This is a genomic window from Hymenobacter sp. PAMC 26628, assembly GCF_001562275.1.
In the GTDB taxonomy this organism is placed as follows: Bacteria; Bacteroidota; Bacteroidia; order Cytophagales; family Hymenobacteraceae; genus Hymenobacter.
The window spans coordinates 4,173,886-4,192,187 of the sequence record NZ_CP014304.1; the positions used below are offsets into that span (position 1 = coordinate 4,173,886).

Sequence of the window (18,302 nt, forward strand, 5' to 3'; positions counted from 1 at the left end):
GCCATGATTTTTGTCACGGGTGGCACCGGGCTTATCGGCTCTTTTCTGCTACGGGCTTTGCGAGCGCGGGGCTTGGCGGTGCGCGCCCTGCACCGGGGCCCGGTGCCCACCGGAGCAGCACCGGGCGTGGAGTGGCTGGCCGGCGACTTGCTCGATACTGACCTGCTGCGGGCAGCGCTCACGCCCGACGTCACGCACGTGTTCCACTGCGCCGGGCTGGTGTCGTATGCGCCACAGGACATAGAACTGCTTCAGTCCGTGAACGTGGACGGCACGGCGGGCATGGTGGACGCGTGCCTGGAAAGGCCAGGCATTCGGCTGGCGCACGTGTCGTCGGTGGCGGCGCTGGGCACGCCCACGGCCCCGGGGCCCCAGGTAGTGACGGAAGCCGCCACCTGGGACCTGGGGGCCGCCCACCCCGTCTACGCTACCAGCAAGTACCTGGGCGAGCTGGAGGTGTGGCGCGGCGCAGCCGAGGGCTTATCTGCCGTCGTCGTAAACCCGTCGGTGGTGCTGGGGCCCGGCGACTGGCATCGCAGCAGCACCCGCTTGCTGCGCTACGCCCACGAGCAGCACCACTTTTATACCCGCGGCCTGGTCAATTTCGTGGACGTGCGCGACGTGGTGGCCCAATTGCTGGCGCTGGCGCTGGACCTGCCGGCCGTGCGCGACCAACGCTTCATTCTGAGCGCTGGGGCCCTGCCGCTGGCCGAGTTCTTTGGGCAGGCGGCGGCGGCGATGGGCCGCCGCCCGCCCACGGTGGCCGTGCCCGACTGGGCGGCCGAAGGCATTTGGCGGCTCGAACACGCGCGGGCCCTGCTAACGGGGGCGCGGCCACTCATCACCCGCGACACGGCCCGTGCCGGCCGCCGCCCCGTTACCTACGCCAGTGCGCGGGTGCAGCAAGCCACCGGCCTTCCCTTCAAACCTTTAAACGAAACCATTGCTTGGTGCGCTGCAAATTTGGTAATTGCCCCGGCGGCAACTTAGCTTTAGCTGTTGATAGCTGCCTCATCCGTGGCGCGGAGTTTTTTCGTTAATCGCACGGATTTTGGGGAATATTGTTAGTAATATTGGTTAACTCCCGGAGCCCACCGGTTGCACCGCGCCCGGCTTTAGCGGCCGGTCCGGGTCGCACCAGCCCCGGGGTTTAGCGGCGATACTATGCGAATGAACGAACATTATGAAAACCACCGGGCCGTGCTTGACACCGTCCGGCGCTTCGAGCAAATGCAGGCGCGCCAAGAGTCTGTCTTTTTTGACTTGGAAGACTTTGAATTAATCATTGATCACTACGTCACCAATGCCCGGTTTGAGGAGGCACTGCAGGCGTGCGAAGCCGCGCTCGGCCAGTATCCGTTTTCCACCGAGTTGCTCATCGACCGGGCGCAGGTCACAGCCATGCGCGGCGACTACACCGAAGCCGAACGCCAGATTGACCACGTGGCCACGCTGGACCCTACCAACGCCGACGTGGCCGTGACGCGGGGCATCATCAGCACCCAGCGCGGGCAGTTTGCTGAAGCTGTGGCGTTTTTCCAAATTGGATTGGAGCAGGAGCCTGAGCGCGACGACATTCACTTCAACCTGGGCCTCGCGTACCAGAGCTGGCAAAAATTCAAGAGCGCCGCCAAGCACTACAAGCAGAGCCTACGCCTGAACCCCGACAACGAAACCGGCGTGCAGGAGCTGCTGCACTGCCTGGAAATCAGCGGCCGCCTGGAGGAGCATGCGGAGTTTTTCCAGAAATTCACCGACGACGACCCCTATGCGGCCATGGCCTGGTACAACCTCGGCCAGTATTGGTACCGGCGCGAGGATTTCACGAAGGCCGCCGAGGCGTTTGACTACGCCATCGTCATCAGCCCCGATTTTTACGACGCCCACCACTGGCTGGCCGACGCGTTTGTGTGCCAGGAGGAATTCCGCAAGGCCATTGCCGAATTTGAGTTGAGCTACGCGCCCGGCGAGCCTACCGACGAGGCCCTGTGCAACATCGGCGAGTGCTACGAGAAGCTGCGCGAGTGGGACGCGGCCCGGCGCTTCTACCGCCAGGCCCTGGAGGTGAACCCCGAGATGGACGAAGCCTGGTTTGGCCAGGGCGTGCTGATGCAGGAGCAGGAACGTTGGATGGAAGCCATCCACTTCTTCCGCAAGGCCACCGAGCTGTACGGCGACAGCGGCGAGTACTGGGCGGCGCTGGGCGCGGCCGAAAACCAAGTGGGCAACGTCGTCAGTGCCCTGGAGGCCTACGAAAAAGCCACTGAAGTTGCCCCTGAGGAGGCCCAGGGCTGGGTGAACTGGAGCGCCATTCTCTACGAGCAAGGCCACTTTGGTGAGGCCGCGGCGCTAGTGCAACACGCCGTGGAGCTGCACCCCCACGAGGCCCATTTCCACTATATGCGCTGCGCTTACTTGCTGGCCGACGGCCACTTGCGCGAAGCGTACCAGTCGCTGGAAACGGCCCTGGCCCTGAACTACGACCAGCACACGCTGCTGTTCGACTACTTCCCTGAGCTGCGCCGCCAGCCGGCCCTGCTGCGCCTCATCGACCAGCACCGGTCGTAGCGGTGGGGCCCCAGTTGCTATTTTTGTGCCTGCCTGCCCTTCGGGGCGGGCAGGTTTTTTTGTTTTCTGCCGCGCTTGCTGGCCCATTCTACGCTTGTTTTGCCCATGAATTATTCGATTAACCAACTTCCCGACCGCACCGCTAAACCCCGCGAGCAAGGCTACACCATGGTGATGGACAAGGGCATGAGCCTGCGCGAGGTGGAAGACTTTCTGGAAGTGGGCGCCGCTTACACCGACGTGGTGAAGCTGGGCTGGGCCACGTCGTACGTGGTGCCCAACCTGAAGCGCAAGCTGGAAATTTACCGGGCGGCCGGCATCCCGGTGTACTTCGGGGGCACGCTATTCGAAGCCTTCATCATCCGCAACCAGTTCGACGACTACCGCCGCCTGCTCGACGAGTACCAGATGGAGTACGCCGAGGTATCGGACGGCAGCATCGACCTGGCCCACGACCGCAAGTGCGCGTACATCCGCGACCTGAGCAAGACCGTGCGGGTGCTAAGCGAAGTGGGCAGCAAGGACGCCGAGAAGATCATTCCGCCCTATAAGTGGATTTCGCAGATGGAGGCCGAGCTGGCCGCCGGGGCCATCAAGGTCATCGGCGAGGCCCGCGAGGGCGGCAACGTGGGCCTGTTCCGCAGCACGGGCGAGGTGCGCTCGGGCTTAGTGGAAGAGATTCTGACCAAGATTCCGGGCGAGAAAATCATTTGGGAGGCCCCGCAGAAAGCCCAGCAGGTGTGGTTCATCAAGCTGCTCGGGGCCAACGTGAACCTGGGCAACATCGCCCCCAACGAGGTGGTGAGCCTCGAAACCATCCGCCTGGGCCTGCGTGGCGATACGTTCACTCACTTCCTTGACATGGACGCGGTGGACCCTATGTTCCACCCGGCCGCCAAAACCGGCAAGCCCGGCACGTCGATGCCCCGCGGCTAACCCGGGGCCCCAGCGCGGGCGTTGCGCGCTTCTCCTCACCGAAACGCTGGTCTCTTGGCAGGGGCCAGCGTTTTGGCTGTCCGGGCTTTGCCTCGGAGCCGTTTTCTTTGTCGTCTATTCTTTTCGCACCTAATGGAAATCATTAAACACTTCTTCGACCTGCTGCTGCACCTCGACAAAACCCTCGTGAACGTGGTGCACGACTACGGCAGCCTCACCTACCTGATTCTGTTCCTCATCATCTTCACCGAAACGGGCATCATCATTTTTCCTTTCCTGCCCGGCGACTCGCTGCTGTTTGCCGCGGGGGCCCTGGCGGCCCGCCCCGAAACCGGCCTGAGCGTGTGGGCGCTGATGCCGCTGCTGATTGCGGCGGCCTTCATCGGCGACAACGTGAACTATGCCGTGGGCGACTACCTGGGGCCCCGGGTGTTTCAGCAGGATTTCCGGTTTTTGAAGCGCAAGTACCTGGAGCAAACCCAGGCGTTCTACGCCAAGCACGGCGGCAAAACCATCATCATGGCGCGCTTCGTGCCCATTGTGCGCACGTTTGCGCCGTTTGTGGCCGGCGTGGGCACCATGACGTACCGCCACTTCGCGTCGTACAGCATCGTGGGGGCCGTGCTGTGGGTGGTGGTGCTGACGCTGGCGGGCTACCTGTTTGGCAACATCGAAATGATAAAGAAAAACTTCGAGCTTGTCGTGCTCGGCATCATCGCCCTGTCGGTGCTGCCCCCGCTGTGGTCGTACCTGAAGGGCAAGCTAGGGGCCCAGTCCGGGGCCCCGGCGAAGTAGGCGCCCGTTTTATTCCTGCCCCATGCGTGAGTTCGGACTCATCGGCCGCTCGCTCGGCCACTCGTTTTCACAAACCTATTTCACCCAGAAGTTCCACGACCTGGGCCTGGCCGACTGCCGCTACGACCTGCACGAGCTGCCTACCGCCGCCGAGCTGCCGGTGCTGTTGCGCGCCCACCCGGGCCTGCGGGGCCTGAACGTGACGGTGCCCTACAAGCAGGACGTGCTGCCGCTGCTCGACGAAGTGGTACTTGCCGCGGCCCTCATTGGCGCCGTAAATGTGATTGACGTGCGCCCCGACGGTCGCCTGGTGGGCCACAACACCGACTACATCGGCTTCCGCGAATCGCTGCGCCGGTTTCTCCCCAGCACCAGAGCCGGGGCCCCAGCGCTGGTGCTGGGCATGGGCGGCGCCGCCAAAGCCGTGGAGGCTGCTCTGCGCGACTTAGGCATTCCGTACCAGCTGGTGGGCCGCCGCCCGGGGGGCCCCAGCCTCACCTACGCCGACCTGACGCCGGCGGTGCTGGCCGCACATCCACTCATCATCAATGCCACGCCGGTGGGCACCTTTCCGCACGTGGAAGAAGCGCCGGACTTGCCTTATGGGGCCCTCACGCCGGGCCACTACCTCTACGATTTGGTGTACAACCCGCGCGAAACCGCATTCATGGCGCGCGGCCGGGCCGCCGGGGCCCAGGTCAAAAACGGCTACGAGATGCTGTGCCTGCAAGCCGAAGCCGCCTGGGACATTTGGAACCCACCGGCTTGAACAGAACTACCGCACAAACACATAAGAGCGGGCTGCCCATTGCTGGGCAGCCCGCTCTTATGTTGAAAACGTTGCCCTTACTTGGCCAGCTTGCTGGCAATTTCGGCCGTGTGGCGGCCTTGGAAGCGGGCGCCTTCCAATTCGTTCTCGCTGGGCTGGCGCTCGCCTTTGCCGCCGGCCACGGTGCTGGCGCCGTAGGGCGTGCCGCCGGTCACTTCCTCGTGGCCCATCTGGCCCTGCCAGGCGTAGGGCAGGCCCACGATGACGAAGCCGTGGTGCAACAGCTCGGTGTGGAAGTTGCGAATGGTTTCTTCCTGGCCGCCGTGCTGGGTGGCGGTGCTCACAAAGGCGCCGCCCACTTTGCCCACCAGGGCCCCCGTGGCCCACAGGCCGCCGGTGCTGTCCATGAACGCCTGCATCTGGCCGCAGAGGTTGCCGTAGCGGGTAGGCGTACCAAAGATGATGGCATCGTACTGCGTCAGCTCATCGGGGGTGGCCACGGGCACGTGAGCAAAGGCCTGCTGGGCCCCGGTGGCGCCAGTTTTGTCGAGCACTTCCTTGGGCAGCGTTTCGGGTACGCGCTTCACTACTACTTCATTACCAGCTACCTGACGGGCGCCTTCGGCTACGGCCTCGGCTAATTTCCAGACGTGGCCATAGGTGGAATAAAACAGAACCAGCGTTTTCATGGAGTTGGGACTAAGTGGAAAAAAGGGGGACAGGTGAGTGATACAAAACAAATGTATATACATTAAATGTACAAACATGGTTGCGCGATAATATTATTTTTCACTGATCGTCAACTTATTTTAAGGGCAGCGGGCGCGCATGCAACCATTCGGGCGCGGCCGGCCTCCCGGAAATAGCCCACGGCTTTGCTAGTTCTACCCACCTCGCGCGCCCCTATGCCGGACTTTTCCTTTTTCGCTCCCTTCACCGCTGGTCCTGCCGGGCACCGGGCCGGTTTTTGCCGCCGGCCCCGCGCATGAGCGCGGCCGCCTGGCCGGCCCGCGGGGCCGGCGAAGCCGCCCTGCCACACCTCACCGTGAGCCGCACCACCCGCGCCGCGCCCACCGAAGAGGAGTTAATTGCCGGCTGCCTCGAAGGCCGCCAACTGGCTCAAAAGCAGCTTTATGACAAGTACGCGGCCCGCATGATGGCCGTGTGCCTGCGCTATGCCCAAACCACGTTCGAAGCCGAGGACGTGCTCCAGGAAGGCTTCCTGACCGTGTTCCGGACGCTGGGCAGCTTCCGGCGCAAGTGCCCACTTGAATTCTGGATTCGGCGGGTGATGGTGAACGCTGCCCTGCGCCAGCACCGCCGCAACGCCCCGCTGGTGGCGGTGAGCGACGCCGAGTACCCGGCTGCGCTGGCCAGCCCCGAGTTTACGCTCAGCAACTACAGCTTCCAGGAGCTGCTGGGGCTGGTGCAGGAGCTGGCCCCGCGCTACCGCATGGTGTTCAACCTCTACGCCATCGAGGGCTACAACCACCGCGAAATCGGCGAGCTGATGGGCATCAGCGAGGGCACCAGCAAGTCGCAGTACTCACGGGCCCGCGCCATTCTGCAAGCCAAGCTGGAGCGCCTGGGTGCCCCGCCCCGCCACGATTCTTAACGATTATTTAACTACTCATTCTTTATGGCCTTTACCGATTCCTCTAGCCCGGCCGGCCACGACGCCGACCGGCCCCAGGGCAGCCTGGAAGACTTGTTCCGCCACCACCTGGCCCATGCCGAGGCGCCCCCGCGCCCGGTACTATGGAAGCAAATTGACACCGCGCTGCTCGTACGCCAGAACGAAACGTACCGCCGCCGCCTCGCCGCCACCCGCTGGGTAGCGGCCGCCAGCCTGCTGCTGGCCTCGCTGGCCGGCGGGGCAAGCTGGTGGGCCCACCAGGCCCCCCCGGGGGGGCCCGTGGCCGCTGCCACGCCCAGCTCACCCGCTAGCCGCAGCACCGCCGAGTGGGCTGCTGGGGCCCCGAGGGCGGGCCAAGCCCATGACGCCGCCTTGGCTGGTGTCGGCACTACCGATGCCAAAACCGTGGCGAACCAGCTAGCGGCTGGCTCGCCAGTAGGCACGCCGCAACCGACCGCGACCAGCCGCGCCGGTTACGTTACTTACGGCGACGCTGCCAGTGGCCGCGGCGCCGGCTACGCGGCGCCTGGGGCCCCGGCGGCAGGTACCGGACTGGCTGGAACGCGGGCTAACGCTCAAGTGCTAGCCCGCACGGGCGGCGACCAGGGCGCGGGTTTTGGGGCACAGGCAGCGGCGGGCGAGGCGGCTTTTGCCAGCTCAACCACCGGCCAGCGCGGCGAAACCTACCGCACGGCCCTGAACACCTACGATGCGGCGGGCACCGGAATGAATGCCCAGGGCCCTGGCTACGCAGCAGCGGCTGCCACTGCGCAATTTGCAGCGGGGTGGGATGCCCTGGCCCAACGGCCGGCAGCGCTGGCGAAGAATTCAGCTGCGTCAGCTTTGCCGGTCCACCTGGCGGCGGTGGCCGTAGTGCCCAACGTGGCCACCGCACCCCTAAAGCGCTGGCAGTTTGGGGTCAGCGTGGCATCGGGCGTGTTTTCCCCCAACGCCGATTTCTCACAGGCGGGCGGCGCGCCGGCGCCCACAACGGCCAGCATTCCCTACTCGGTGGCGGCCACCACCAACGCAGTAGCCCTCAACAACCGCTCGGCGGCCGAGTACCGCCAGTACCTGCACGGCGGGCTCGACCAGCGCGTGGCCGTGCGGGCCACCCGCCTGCTGGGCGGCCGCTGGGCCTTGCGCACCGGCGTAGAGTTGGGCCAGCACGAAGCCCAGTCGGCCACCAGCACCCGCTTCGTGGGCGAGCAACTGCCGACTTACTACGCTTACAACAACGCTGCTGCCCTGGCCATGATGGCCCCCGAGCCGACGCTGCGCACCACCTCGTTTCGCTACCGCACCGTGGGCGTACCCGTGGCGGTGCACTACGCCAACCCCGCCAAGCGTGGGTGGAGCGGCTACGGCCACCTCGGCGCCGTGGTGGGGGCCCTACTGAGCGTGCGCTCGGAAGTGGCCGGCGAGCCCGACGCCACCAAAGACTACCCACTGGCGGCGGCCGGCTCGCCCTACCGGCGGCTGCTCACCACCCTGCGCGGCGGCGGCGGCGTGCAGTACCGCGCCGCGGCGGGCCGCTGGACCATCTCGGCGGGCCCCACGGCCGAGATTGGCGTGCTCTCGCTCAACGCCCAGCCAGTGCAGGATTTTGTGAACCAGCGCCGCCCCTACAGTGTGGGCCTGGAAGCCGCCGTCGATTTCGGGGGCGCTGTGAAAACGCCGTAGCCGCTCGGGGCCCTAGGGCCAATCCATTCGGCACAAGTGGTTTCTTCCACCATCGCAGCGCGGGACGTTCTATGGTTCAACTTCGACTCTTTTGGCTGGCTGCCCTCGGCAGCTTGCCCCTCTTGGCCTTCCAGTGCAGCCACGCGGCCAGCGAGCCGGGGCCCCAATGCCGCGCCAACATCCAGACCAAAATTGCGGAATTGCAGGCGTTGCCCAAGGGTAACCCCGCCTACGAAGTGTGGCAGTACACGTTCCGCGACCAGAAAGTGTACTTGGTCACAGCCTCGTGCTGCGACCAGTACGAAACGCTGTACGATGCGTGCCTGAACGTGCTGTGCGCCCCCAGCGGCGGCCTCTCGGGCCAGGGCGACGGCCGCTGCCCAGAATTCTACCGGCTCTCAACCGACCGGCAACTTGTCTGGCGCGACCCGCGCTGAACGGGGGCCCCGGGTGGCGGCGCGGCCTATTTTTGTTAAAGGCGCAGAAACCCAAGCCCCTGGTTTGGGGTTGGGTAGGTTGGCCTTTTTCCGCCGCTTTCCCTTCCGCATGGATTACCAGCTTACTTCCGAATTCAAGCCCACCGGCGACCAGCCCACCGCCATCGCCAAGCTGGTGGAAGGCGTGAACAACGGCGAGCACGCCCAGGTGCTGCTGGGGGCCACCGGCACTGGCAAAACCTTCACGATGGCCAACGTCATCGCCGAAACCGGTAAGCCGGCCCTCGTGCTCTGCCACAACAAGACGCTGGCCGCCCAGCTCTACGGCGAGTTCAAGGCATTTTTCCCGGAAAATGCCGTCGAGTACTACATCAGCTACTACGACTACTACCAGCCCGAAGCCTACATCGCCAGCTCTGATGTGTTCATTGAGAAGGACTTGGCCATCAACGAGGAGATTGAGAAGCTGCGGCTGCACTGCACCTCCACGCTGCTGAGTGGCCGGCGCGACGTGATTGTGGTGGCCTCTGTGTCGTGCATCTACGGCATCGGCAACCCCGAGGAGTTCGCCAAAAACGTCATTTTCCTGGCCCCTGGGCAACGCTACACGCGCAACAACCTGCTCTACCAGTTCGTCCAGATTTTGTACTCGCGCACCGAGGTGGAGTTCACCCGTGGCACGTTTCGGGTGAAGGGCGACACCGTGGACGTGTTCCCGGCCTACGCCGACTACGCCTACCGCATCTACTTCTACGGCGATGAGATTGAGTCTGTGCAGAAGATTGACCCGGTGAGCGGCAAGAAGCTGAGCGAGGAAAAATCGGCCACGCTCTACCCCGCCAACCTGTTCGTGACCGGCAAGGAGACGCTGCAAACCGCCATCCACCAGATTCAGGACGACATGGTGGCCCAGCACGCGTACTTCGAAAAGGAAGGCCGCGACGTGGAGGCCAAACGCATCCAGGAGCGTACCGAGTTCGATTTGGAGATGATTCGGGAGTTGGGCTACTGCTCGGGCATCGAGAACTACTCGCGCTACTTCGACCAGCGCACGCCCGGCTCGCGCCCCTTCTGCCTGCTCGACTACTTTCCGAAAGACTACCTGCTGGTGGTGGACGAGAGCCACGCCACGATGCCGCAAATCCGGGCCATGTGGGGCGGCGACCGCAGCCGCAAAACGGCCCTCATTGAGTACGGCTTCCGCCTGCCCTCGGCCCTCGACAACCGGCCCCTGACCTTCAACGAGTTTGAGAGCATGTACCAGCAGGCCGTGTTTGTGAGCGCCACGCCGGCCGACTACGAGCTGGCCCAGGCCGACGGCGTGGTGGTGGAGCAAATCATCCGCCCCACCGGCCTGCTCGACCCCGAAATTGACCTGCGCCCCAGCTCGAACCAGATCGACGACCTGCTCGACGAGGTGGACAACCGCGTGAAGATGGGCGACCGGGTGCTCGTCACCACCCTCACCAAGCGCATGGCCGAGGAGCTGAGCAAGTACATGCTGCGCCTGGGCATCAAGGTGGAGTACGTGCACTCCGACGTGAAAACCCTGGACCGGGTGGAGATTTTGCGCAAGCTGCGGCTGGGCGAAATCGACGTGCTCATCGGCGTGAACCTGCTGCGCGAGGGCCTCGACTTGCCCGAGGTGAGTCTGGTGGCCATTCTGGATGCCGACAAGGAAGGTTTCCTGCGCGACCAGCGCAGCCTGATCCAGACTATGGGCCGGGCGGCGCGGAACGACCGTGGCAAGGTCATTCTTTACGCCGACCGCATGACCGGCTCGATGCAGCGCGCCATTGACGAAACCAACCGCCGCCGCGCCACTCAGGCCGCCTACAACGAGCTGCACGGCATCACGCCGCGCACTGTGCGCAAGAGCCACGCCCAGATCCTGGGCCAAACCGATCTGGCCGACTACCGCACCGTGGAGCCCCAGGCCGCTGCCGTGGGCTACGCCGACGGCGGCGCCGCCCTGGCCATGGCCGCCGAGCCGGTAGTGGCCATGATGAACCGAACCGAGCTGGAAAAATTCATCAAGCAAACTGAAAAGCAGATGGAAGCCGCCGCCAAGGAGCTCGACTTCCTGCAAGCCGCCAAGCTGCGCGACGAGTTGGCCGCCCTAAAAGGCGTGCTGAAGGGCAAGCGCGACTAATTTTTTGTTAAACAAATCGAGGCCCGGGGCCCTTGCTGCGCGCAGGGGCTTCGGGCTTTTTTGCGTATTCAGCAGGGAAGCAATTGGCGGCTTGGGGCCCCAAATCCACCCGGCCAAATATTATTTCTCTTGTTTATCAACAAGTTGCTTTAATCTTAATCAATTGCTCACCATTGATTAGCACAAATTAGCGCTACGGAAAGCAGAGAGTAGGCCGGGCCCCGCGGATGGCCGGCGATAAAGCACCCCGCTGGCCGCTGCTGGGGCTCGGGCAGTGGCCAGCGGCGAAACATCCGACCAAAAAATGTGGAGCCGCTGGCCATAGTTCGCGCAAAAAATTCTCCTTATTTTTTTATCTTCCACTTGCCATCGTTTCTTGTGCCCTTTACCAGACATTTTCACTCACCAAACCAACCAAAAGATGAAGCAAATTTTATTGTTGTTTGTCCTGCTCCTCGGCGGCCTGTTGCAGCAGGCCCAGGCGCAGAACCGAACCGTTTCGGGGAAAATAACCGACCGGGCTACTAGCCAAGGACTGCCCGGGGTAACGGTGATTGTGAAGGGGCGGCCGACCATTGGCACCACGAGTAACGCGGAAGGCACTTTCGTACTGAACGACGTGCCGGCCGATGCGTCTGCCCTAGTATTCAGCTTTGTGGGCTACGCCACGCAGGAGCAGCCCATTACCGGGGGGTCACTAAACGTGGCGCTGGCCACCGACGCCAAGCAGCTGAGCGAGGTGGTGGTGACGGCCCTGGGCCTCCAGGCCAACCGTGACCAACTGGGCACGGCCCAGGCCACGGTGCAGGGCACGGCCCTGGTGAGCTCAGGCGAAACCAGCGTCGTGACCGGTATTTCGGGCAAAACGCCGGGCGTGCTCATCACCCGCTCGTCGGGCGACCCGGGCGCCAGCGCCAACATTCAGATTCGGGGCGCGGCCACCATCACGGGCAACTTGCAGCCGCTGATTGTGGTGGACGGCATTCCGATTTCCAACTCGTCGATTGGCAACGACGGCATTGCTTCCAGTAACGGCGGTGCCAGCTCGAACCAAACCGACGGCGTAGTACAGGCCTCGCGCCTCAACGACATCAACCCTGACGACATCGCCTCGATGGAAGTGCTGAAAGGCGCCGCCGCCGCCGCGCTGTGGGGCACCCGGGCCGCCAACGGCGTAATCGTTATTACCACCAAAAAGGGCAAGCTGGGTGACCGGATGCACATTGCCGTGCGCTCGGCTTATAGCTTCGACCGCATTAATAAGACGCCCGCCTTGCAGCTCAACTACGGCCAGGGAGCCGGCGGCCGATATGCTTTCGGCAGCCGCACCAACTGGGGCGACGAAATCAGCACCCGTACTGGCGGAGCAGATACCCAAATTACTGACCCAACGGCGGCCGGCTATCGCGGCTTCGTGACTTTCCCCGACGGCTCGACGCAATACGCTATTGCCAATGGCACAGCGGCCAACCCCCACGGCGGCCGAAACAGCCAGCAGACGTATGACCACGGCCGCGACATTTTTGGCACGGGCTACTACCACGACAACTCAGTGGAATTTAGCGGCGGCGACGAAAAATCGACCTACTTCCTAAGTGCTGGCAATACCTATACCAAGGGCATTGTGTACAATAACAGCGACAACAACCGGACGACTATTCGGGCCAACGTGACGCGCAACTTGTCGGACAAATTCAGCTCGGCCGTAAACCTGACTTACGCCCGTACCTATTCCGACCGGATTCAGCAGGGTTCCAACGTCAGCGGCATCTTCTTGGGCGGCTTGCGCACCCCGGCTGACTACAATAACAGCCAATACTACGGTGACTACACCAATGCCGCTGGGGCCACTACTACTAACCGCCAGGTAAGCTTCCGCAACCCACTGGGGGCCGCTAACCCTGGCTACGACAATCCTAACTGGACCATCAACCGTGTAACGAACAACTCGCTGGTGAACCGCTTAGTAGGTTCGGCCGAGCTTAATTACCATCCCACTGAGTGGTTGAGCTTCCTCAACCGCACGGGCGTGGACACCTACAACGACCGGCGCGAGGCTTTCTTTCCCCGGCAATCGGCGGCTAACCTGACCGGCGCGCTGACGGAAGAAAATATCACTGAAACGCAGGTAAACAACGATTTCATCGTGCGGGCCAACCACAATTTCAGCGAGAATTTCTCGATTTCGGCGATTGTGGGCAACAACCTGAACGAGCGGCGGGCCGACCAGGTTGGTGCTTCGGCCACCAACATCGTGAACGTACTCTCGCCTCCCCAGCTCAACAACTCGCCGGCTACGGCTCGCACGCCCTACAACCTAAAAACGGTGCTGCGCACGGCAGCCGTGTACGGCGAAGTGGACGTGGCCCTGTTGAACCAGTTCTTCCTGACGGGTACGTTGCGCGGCGAAGCCGCTTCTACCTTCGGCACCGCCACTGCTAACACGTTTTACTTCCCGTCGGGCACATTCGCCTGGCAGTTCACCAAAGTGGGGGCCCTAGCCGACAAGCAGGGTCTGACCTTTGGCAAATTGCGGGTGGCTTACGGCCAGGTGGGCGTGCAGCCGGGCCTGTACCAGACCCAGACGTACTACATACCCGCCAGCGGTTCGCTGGTGGACGGCTACGGCCCCGCACTGGACGTAGCGGCTTACGGCGGTGGCTATATCCGCAGCACTACTCAGGGCAACAACTTCCTGAAACCCGAGCGCAAGCAGGAGGTAGAAACCGGACTTGACCTGCGCTTTCTCAAAGACCGCATCAGCTTCAGCGCCACGTACTACAACAACAAGACAACTGATGCTATTCTGGCTATTCCGAAGCCTTACACAACGGGTTTTGCGTCGCAGTACCAGAATGCGGCCACCATTACTAACAAGGGTATTGAGCTTCAGTTGGACGGGGCTATCGTCAAAACCCAGGATTTTGGTTTTAACCTGAACGCTAACTTTTCGCAGAACAAAAACAATGTGGCCAACTTGGCCGGCGTAACTTCGGTGTTTCTCAACGGCTTCAGCGGCAACTCCGTTAACTCCTCGGCTATTCAGGGCCGCCAGTTGGGCGTGCTGTACGGCTCACGCTTCCAGCGCGCCACCGATGGTACCAATGCACTGGTACTCGATGCCCAAGGCTTTGCGCAACTCGATCCGGCCAACGGCGTGGTGGGCGACCCCAACCCGCAGTGGCGCGGTGGCCTCGGTGCCACCATTCGCTACAAAGGCTTGTCGCTGTACGCTCTCGTTGATCACGTGCACGCCTTTGACGTGTGGAACGGTACCCGCGGCATCCTGAACTACTTCGGCACTTCGGCCATTACCGGCACGAAAACTACGCTGAGCGCCGCTGACGCCGCCAACACCAAAACCTATGGCGGTGGCACAGTAGCTTCCAAAGTGGGCCAGAACTCGGCTTACGTGCTTAATGCCGACGGCAGCGTTACTTTCCGCGGCACCGTGGGCAACTACGGCGGGGGCCCGGTGGCTCTAGACGAGGATTGGTATTCGAGCGGGGCCGGCAGCGGCTTCACTGGGGCCGGCGAACAGTACGTGGAGCACGTGAACACAACCCGCCTGCGCGAAGTCACGCTCTCTTACTCGCTCAACGGCCAGGGCTTCCGCGACGCCACCAAGCTGCAATCCATCGATTTCAGCCTGACTGGCCGCAACCTTTACTTGTGGACAAACTATTCGGGCGTGGACCCAGAAACTAACCTGACGGGGGTATCGAACGGCCGCGGCCTGGACTACTTCAACAACCCGAGCACCCGCTCGGTCTTGTTTTCCGTCCGCCTCACGTACTAACCTCCAGCTTACTTTATTCGCAGACGTTACACGTCGCTGCTTATATGAAAAAACAATTAAGATTCCTTGTGCCCGGGCTTTTGGCCGCAACCGCACTGGCGGGTTGCGAGAAATTCACGACCGGCTACGACATCAGTCCAAACTTACCCCTAGCGGCTTCTACTCCGCTGCTGCTAACTTCAGTAGAGGTGGCCACGGGCTTGCAGGAAGAGGCAAACGCGGCCCGTCTGTCAAGCATCTGGACCCAGCAGTTCACCGGGGTGGCGCGTCAAGCTGCTGGCCTGAATGTGTACCAGACCCTAGCTTCCGACTACGACAGTGATTGGGCCAACTACTACTTGTACGTAACCAACAATGCCCGCCTAGCTGAAGCCAGCGCTGACGTTGACAAAAATCCCCTAGTAAAAGGCATTGTCCAGACCCTGGAGGGTTTGTCTATCGGCCAAGCCACTGCTTTATGGGGAGATGTTCCGTATTCGGAAGCTTTTACCCCGTTGACTATTCCCCAGCCTAAGTTCGATGCGCAGAAGGACGTGTACACCAGTGTGCAAACCTTGCTGACAGATGCCGCCGCTAATTTGGCGAAGCCCGGCATCAGTCCGGGAGCGGCCGATATTTTCTTTGGTGGCACAAGCGCGTACTGGTTAGGTGCAGCCAATACATTGCGTGCCCGCTATTATCTGCACACCAAAGATTATACCAACGCTGCTAAATACGCAGCCTTGGGCGTGGCACGCCCAGGCGGCACACCGGCCACGAACACCGAGTTGATTATCGCTCACCCAGGTACAGCGGTCCACGTTGACATGAACCTAATCTATTCCTTTCTTGATCAGGACCGTTCCGGCGACATTACTGCTGATGCCGCCTTTGCAACCAAACTGCTGGCAACTGGCCACACCAACACTAAAACCAACGAAACTGGCCGACTCAATTATTTCTATACTAAGACGTTCGTCAACGGTGTTCAGAAAGGATATGCCACTATCGATTACGAGCCTAACATCTACAACGGTGCTTTTACCCCTGGCAGTTCTTACCCTATCGTCACCTATGTCGAAACGCAGCTGATTTTGGCTGAGGCACAGCTTCGACTTGGTAATTTCACTGCGGCTCTGGCGGCCTTAAATGCCGTGCGCGCTTATCATGCTGGTAGCACCAGCCTCTACGCTGCTAGAGGCACGGCGCAGTACGACGCTTATACAGCGGCCGATTTTGCCGCCGGTGGCATCGCGGTATACGGCACGGCCAACGCCAATGAGGCCCTGTTGAAGGAAATTCTGACGGAAAAGTATCTGAGCATGATTGGCCAGATTGAGCCCTTCAACGACCAGCGCCGCGCTCGGCCGCTAGCCGGCGGCAGCGTGCTGGCACAAAGCGTGGTGGGCGTGACGCCCAAGAAGGGCGCTGTGCTCCCCCAGCGCTTCCTCTACCCGCAAAGCGAAATAACGACCAACTCCAACACGCCCGCTCAGACCAATGCGGACTTGTTCACGCCCACCAGCGTGAACCAGTAGTAACTAACTACTGTAGTTGGCCATTTTAAGGGCCCCGCACCGCTTGGTGCGGGGCCCTTTTTGTGCATTGGCCAGTCTGTTCCACCGTTCTTTGGGTCCCACTTGCCCCGCCCGCCCATGCCCACCGGCACCATTTTGCTGATTGACGACGAAACCCAGCTGCGCACCGTGGTGGGGCGGCTGCTGGAACTGGAAGGATACACCGTGTGGCAAGCCCCCGACGCCCGCCGCGGCCTGCAAACCTTGCACGACCACGCCGACGACATCTTGCTGGTGCTGAGCGACGTGAAGCTGCCCGACGGCTACGGCGTGGAGCTGCTGCCCCGCTACAAGGCGCAGGCGCCCCTGGCCGAGGTGGTGCTGATGACCGCCTACGGCACCGTGGCCGACGGCGTGCGCGCCATGAAGGCGGGGGCCTTCGACTACCTCACCAAGGGCGACTCCGACGACCAATTGCTGGTGGTGGCCGAGCGGGCCGTGGAAAAAGCCCGCCTCCAGCACCGCGTGGCCGACCTGGAGCGCCAAGTGGCGGGGGCCCAGTCCACGTTCGACGCCATCATCGGGCACGCGCCGGCCCTGGAAGCGGCCAAGCACCTGGCCCGCCAGGCGGCACCCACCGACGCCACCGTGCTGCTGGGGGGCCCCACGGGCGCGGGCAAGGAGCTGTTTGCCCAGGCCATCCACGGGGCCAGCGGGCGGCGCAACAAGGCATTCGTGGCCGTCAATTGCAGCGCCTTTTCGTGCGAATTGCTGGAGTCAGAGCTGTTTGGCTACAAGAAGGGAGCCTTCACGGGGGCCCAGGCTGTAAGCTTCCCCTGTAAGTAGGCCAGTGTAAACTAGTAGGATAAATCTAGTATCTTGTCGGGTAAAATGACCTGACAAATGGCGAAGTATTATGTCTTAGCGCTGAGGGCCGAAGAACAGGCCTCGCTAACGGAACTCGTGCAGCAGCGGCGCGTGGCCAGCGCCCGGCTTGTGCGGGCTCAGTGCCTGTTGGCCGTAGCTACAAACGGCTTGAACTGGAGCGACACCCAGACTAGCCAAGCCTACGGCGTGAGTACGCGCACCCTGGAGCGCCTGCGCCAACGCGCCTGCGAGGCGGGCGTGGAGGCCGCCCTGCTGGGGCAGCCCCGCCAGCAGTGGCCGGCCAGTAAGTACACCGGGGAGGTGGAGGCGCACCTGGCCGCGGCGGCCTGCTCCACCCCGCCCGAAGGGTACGCCCACTGGACATTGCGCTTGTTGGCCGCTCACCTGGTCACGCTGCAGGTGCTGCCCGAGGCCAGCCCGGCGATGGTGGGGCGGGTACTAAAAAAAATGCGTTACAGCCCTGGAAGCGACAGATGTGGGTGATTCCACCCGCTCAGAACGCGGCCTTCGTCTGCGCCATGGAACGGGTGCTTGACGTCTACCAACGCCCGTACGACCCAGCCCAGCCAGTCGTGTGCCTGGATGAGTCGCCCAAGCAATTACTACGCGAAAGCCGCGTGCCACTCCCGCTGCCCGATGGCAGCACCCGCTACGACTGCGAGTACCACCGCCAGGGCGTGGCCCAGGTGTATATGCTGCACGAGCCGCTGGCCGGTCGCCGCCGGGTGCAGGTCGAAGACCGCCATGACCGACTCACGTTTGCCCGGGCGGTAGCCCGCCTGCTGGAGGAGGACTACGCCCAAGCGACGCGCGTGACGCTGGTGCTCGACAATTTGTCGGCGCACCAGCCCGCCGCTTTTTACGAGATTTTTGACCCGGTACGGGCGCACGCCCTGTTGCAGCGCGTGGAATTTGTGTTCACCCCCAAGCATGGCTCGTGGCTCAACATGGCTGAAATCGAGTTTGCCGCCCTGCTCACCCACGGCCTGCCGCAGCGCGTGCCCGACCGGCCGACGCTGGAAGCGCACTGCTACGCTTGGCAACTAGCGCGCAACCAACTGGGGGCACCCACCAACTGGCAGTTTACAACCGAGAAGGCCCGCATCAAACTCAAACGGTTGTACCCGACAACCGGCTAGATTT

Annotated in this window: 15 protein-coding genes; 14 read left to right on the plus strand and 1 reads right to left on the minus strand. The window is 62.6% G+C overall.

The features are described from left to right. The first annotated feature begins 3 nt into the window (after positions 1 to 3). The 5 genes from AXW84_RS18170 (at position 4) to AXW84_RS18190 (ending at position 5,068) form a co-directional block, all read left to right on the plus strand. Positions 4 to 990, plus strand: coding sequence for an NAD-dependent epimerase/dehydratase family protein (locus AXW84_RS18170; protein WP_068236515.1), 987 nt, complete (start codon positions 4 to 6; stop codon positions 988 to 990). A 180-nt stretch (positions 991 to 1,170) separates the two neighbouring features. Next, a complete protein-coding gene (locus tag AXW84_RS18175; RefSeq protein WP_068236518.1) occupies positions 1,171 to 2,568 on the plus strand; it encodes a tetratricopeptide repeat protein in 1,398 nt (465 codons plus the stop codon). A 105-nt stretch (positions 2,569 to 2,673) separates the two neighbouring features. Next, positions 2,674 to 3,504 carry a phosphosulfolactate synthase gene (locus AXW84_RS18180; protein WP_068236521.1) on the plus strand — a complete coding sequence of 277 codons (831 nt, stop codon included), beginning with the start codon at positions 2,674 to 2,676 and terminating at the stop codon, positions 3,502 to 3,504. 132 nt (positions 3,505 to 3,636) lie between these two features. Further along, a complete protein-coding gene (locus AXW84_RS18185) occupies positions 3,637 to 4,299 on the plus strand; it encodes a DedA family protein (protein WP_068236524.1) in 663 nt (220 codons plus the stop codon). Between the two features lie 22 nt (positions 4,300 to 4,321). Further along, positions 4,322 to 5,068 (plus strand): shikimate dehydrogenase family protein, encoded by a 747-nt coding sequence (locus tag AXW84_RS18190; RefSeq protein WP_068236525.1) that lies wholly within the window; start codon positions 4,322 to 4,324, stop codon positions 5,066 to 5,068. A gap of 77 nt (positions 5,069 to 5,145) precedes the next feature. On the opposite strand, the gene wrbA is transcribed toward AXW84_RS18190, so the two are convergent. Next, a complete protein-coding gene (gene wrbA / locus AXW84_RS18195; protein WP_068236528.1) occupies positions 5,146 to 5,757 on the minus strand; it encodes an NAD(P)H:quinone oxidoreductase in 612 nt (203 codons plus the stop codon). 296 nt (positions 5,758 to 6,053) lie between these two features. Between wrbA and AXW84_RS18200 the strand changes: the two genes are divergently transcribed. The 9 genes from AXW84_RS18200 (at position 6,054) to AXW84_RS18240 (ending at position 18,298) form a co-directional block, all read left to right on the plus strand. Beyond that, positions 6,054 to 6,683, plus strand: a complete 630-nt coding sequence (locus AXW84_RS18200) for an RNA polymerase sigma factor (RefSeq protein ID WP_082773970.1) — start codon at positions 6,054 to 6,056, stop codon at positions 6,681 to 6,683. 24 nt (positions 6,684 to 6,707) lie between these two features. After that, the gene (locus AXW84_RS18205; RefSeq protein ID WP_068236530.1) at positions 6,708 to 8,387 is read left to right on the plus strand and encodes a hypothetical protein; all 1,680 of its coding nucleotides are present in this window, start codon (positions 6,708 to 6,710) and stop codon (positions 8,385 to 8,387) included. 71 nt (positions 8,388 to 8,458) lie between these two features. Then, on the plus strand, positions 8,459 to 8,824 hold the full coding sequence (locus AXW84_RS18210) for a DUF6970 domain-containing protein (protein WP_157887104.1): 366 nt from the start codon (positions 8,459 to 8,461) through the stop codon (positions 8,822 to 8,824). A gap of 109 nt (positions 8,825 to 8,933) precedes the next feature. Further along, positions 8,934 to 10,976 carry an excinuclease ABC subunit UvrB gene (uvrB, locus tag AXW84_RS18215; protein WP_068239684.1) on the plus strand — a complete coding sequence of 681 codons (2,043 nt, stop codon included), beginning with the start codon at positions 8,934 to 8,936 and terminating at the stop codon, positions 10,974 to 10,976. 421 nt (positions 10,977 to 11,397) lie between these two features. Continuing rightward, a complete protein-coding gene (locus tag AXW84_RS18220) occupies positions 11,398 to 14,775 on the plus strand; it encodes a SusC/RagA family TonB-linked outer membrane protein (RefSeq protein ID WP_068236536.1) in 3,378 nt (1,125 codons plus the stop codon). Between the two features lie 44 nt (positions 14,776 to 14,819). Beyond that, on the plus strand, positions 14,820 to 16,292 hold the full coding sequence (locus tag AXW84_RS18225) for a SusD/RagB family nutrient-binding outer membrane lipoprotein (RefSeq protein ID WP_068236539.1): 1,473 nt from the start codon (positions 14,820 to 14,822) through the stop codon (positions 16,290 to 16,292). Between the two features lie 117 nt (positions 16,293 to 16,409). After that, positions 16,410 to 17,117 carry a sigma-54-dependent transcriptional regulator gene (locus AXW84_RS18230; protein ID WP_068236542.1) on the plus strand — a complete coding sequence of 236 codons (708 nt, stop codon included), beginning with the start codon at positions 16,410 to 16,412 and terminating at the stop codon, positions 17,115 to 17,117. A gap of 57 nt (positions 17,118 to 17,174) precedes the next feature. Further along, positions 17,175 to 17,642: a helix-turn-helix domain-containing protein gene (locus tag AXW84_RS18235; protein ID WP_068227630.1), complete on the plus strand. Its 468-nt coding sequence runs from the start codon at positions 17,175 to 17,177 to the stop codon at positions 17,640 to 17,642. After that, positions 17,633 to 18,298, plus strand: coding sequence for an IS630 family transposase (locus tag AXW84_RS18240; RefSeq protein WP_082773621.1), 666 nt, complete (start codon positions 17,633 to 17,635; stop codon positions 18,296 to 18,298). Before AXW84_RS18235 ends, AXW84_RS18240 begins: the two co-directional genes overlap by 10 nt. Positions 18,299 to 18,302: the final 4 nt, after the last annotated feature.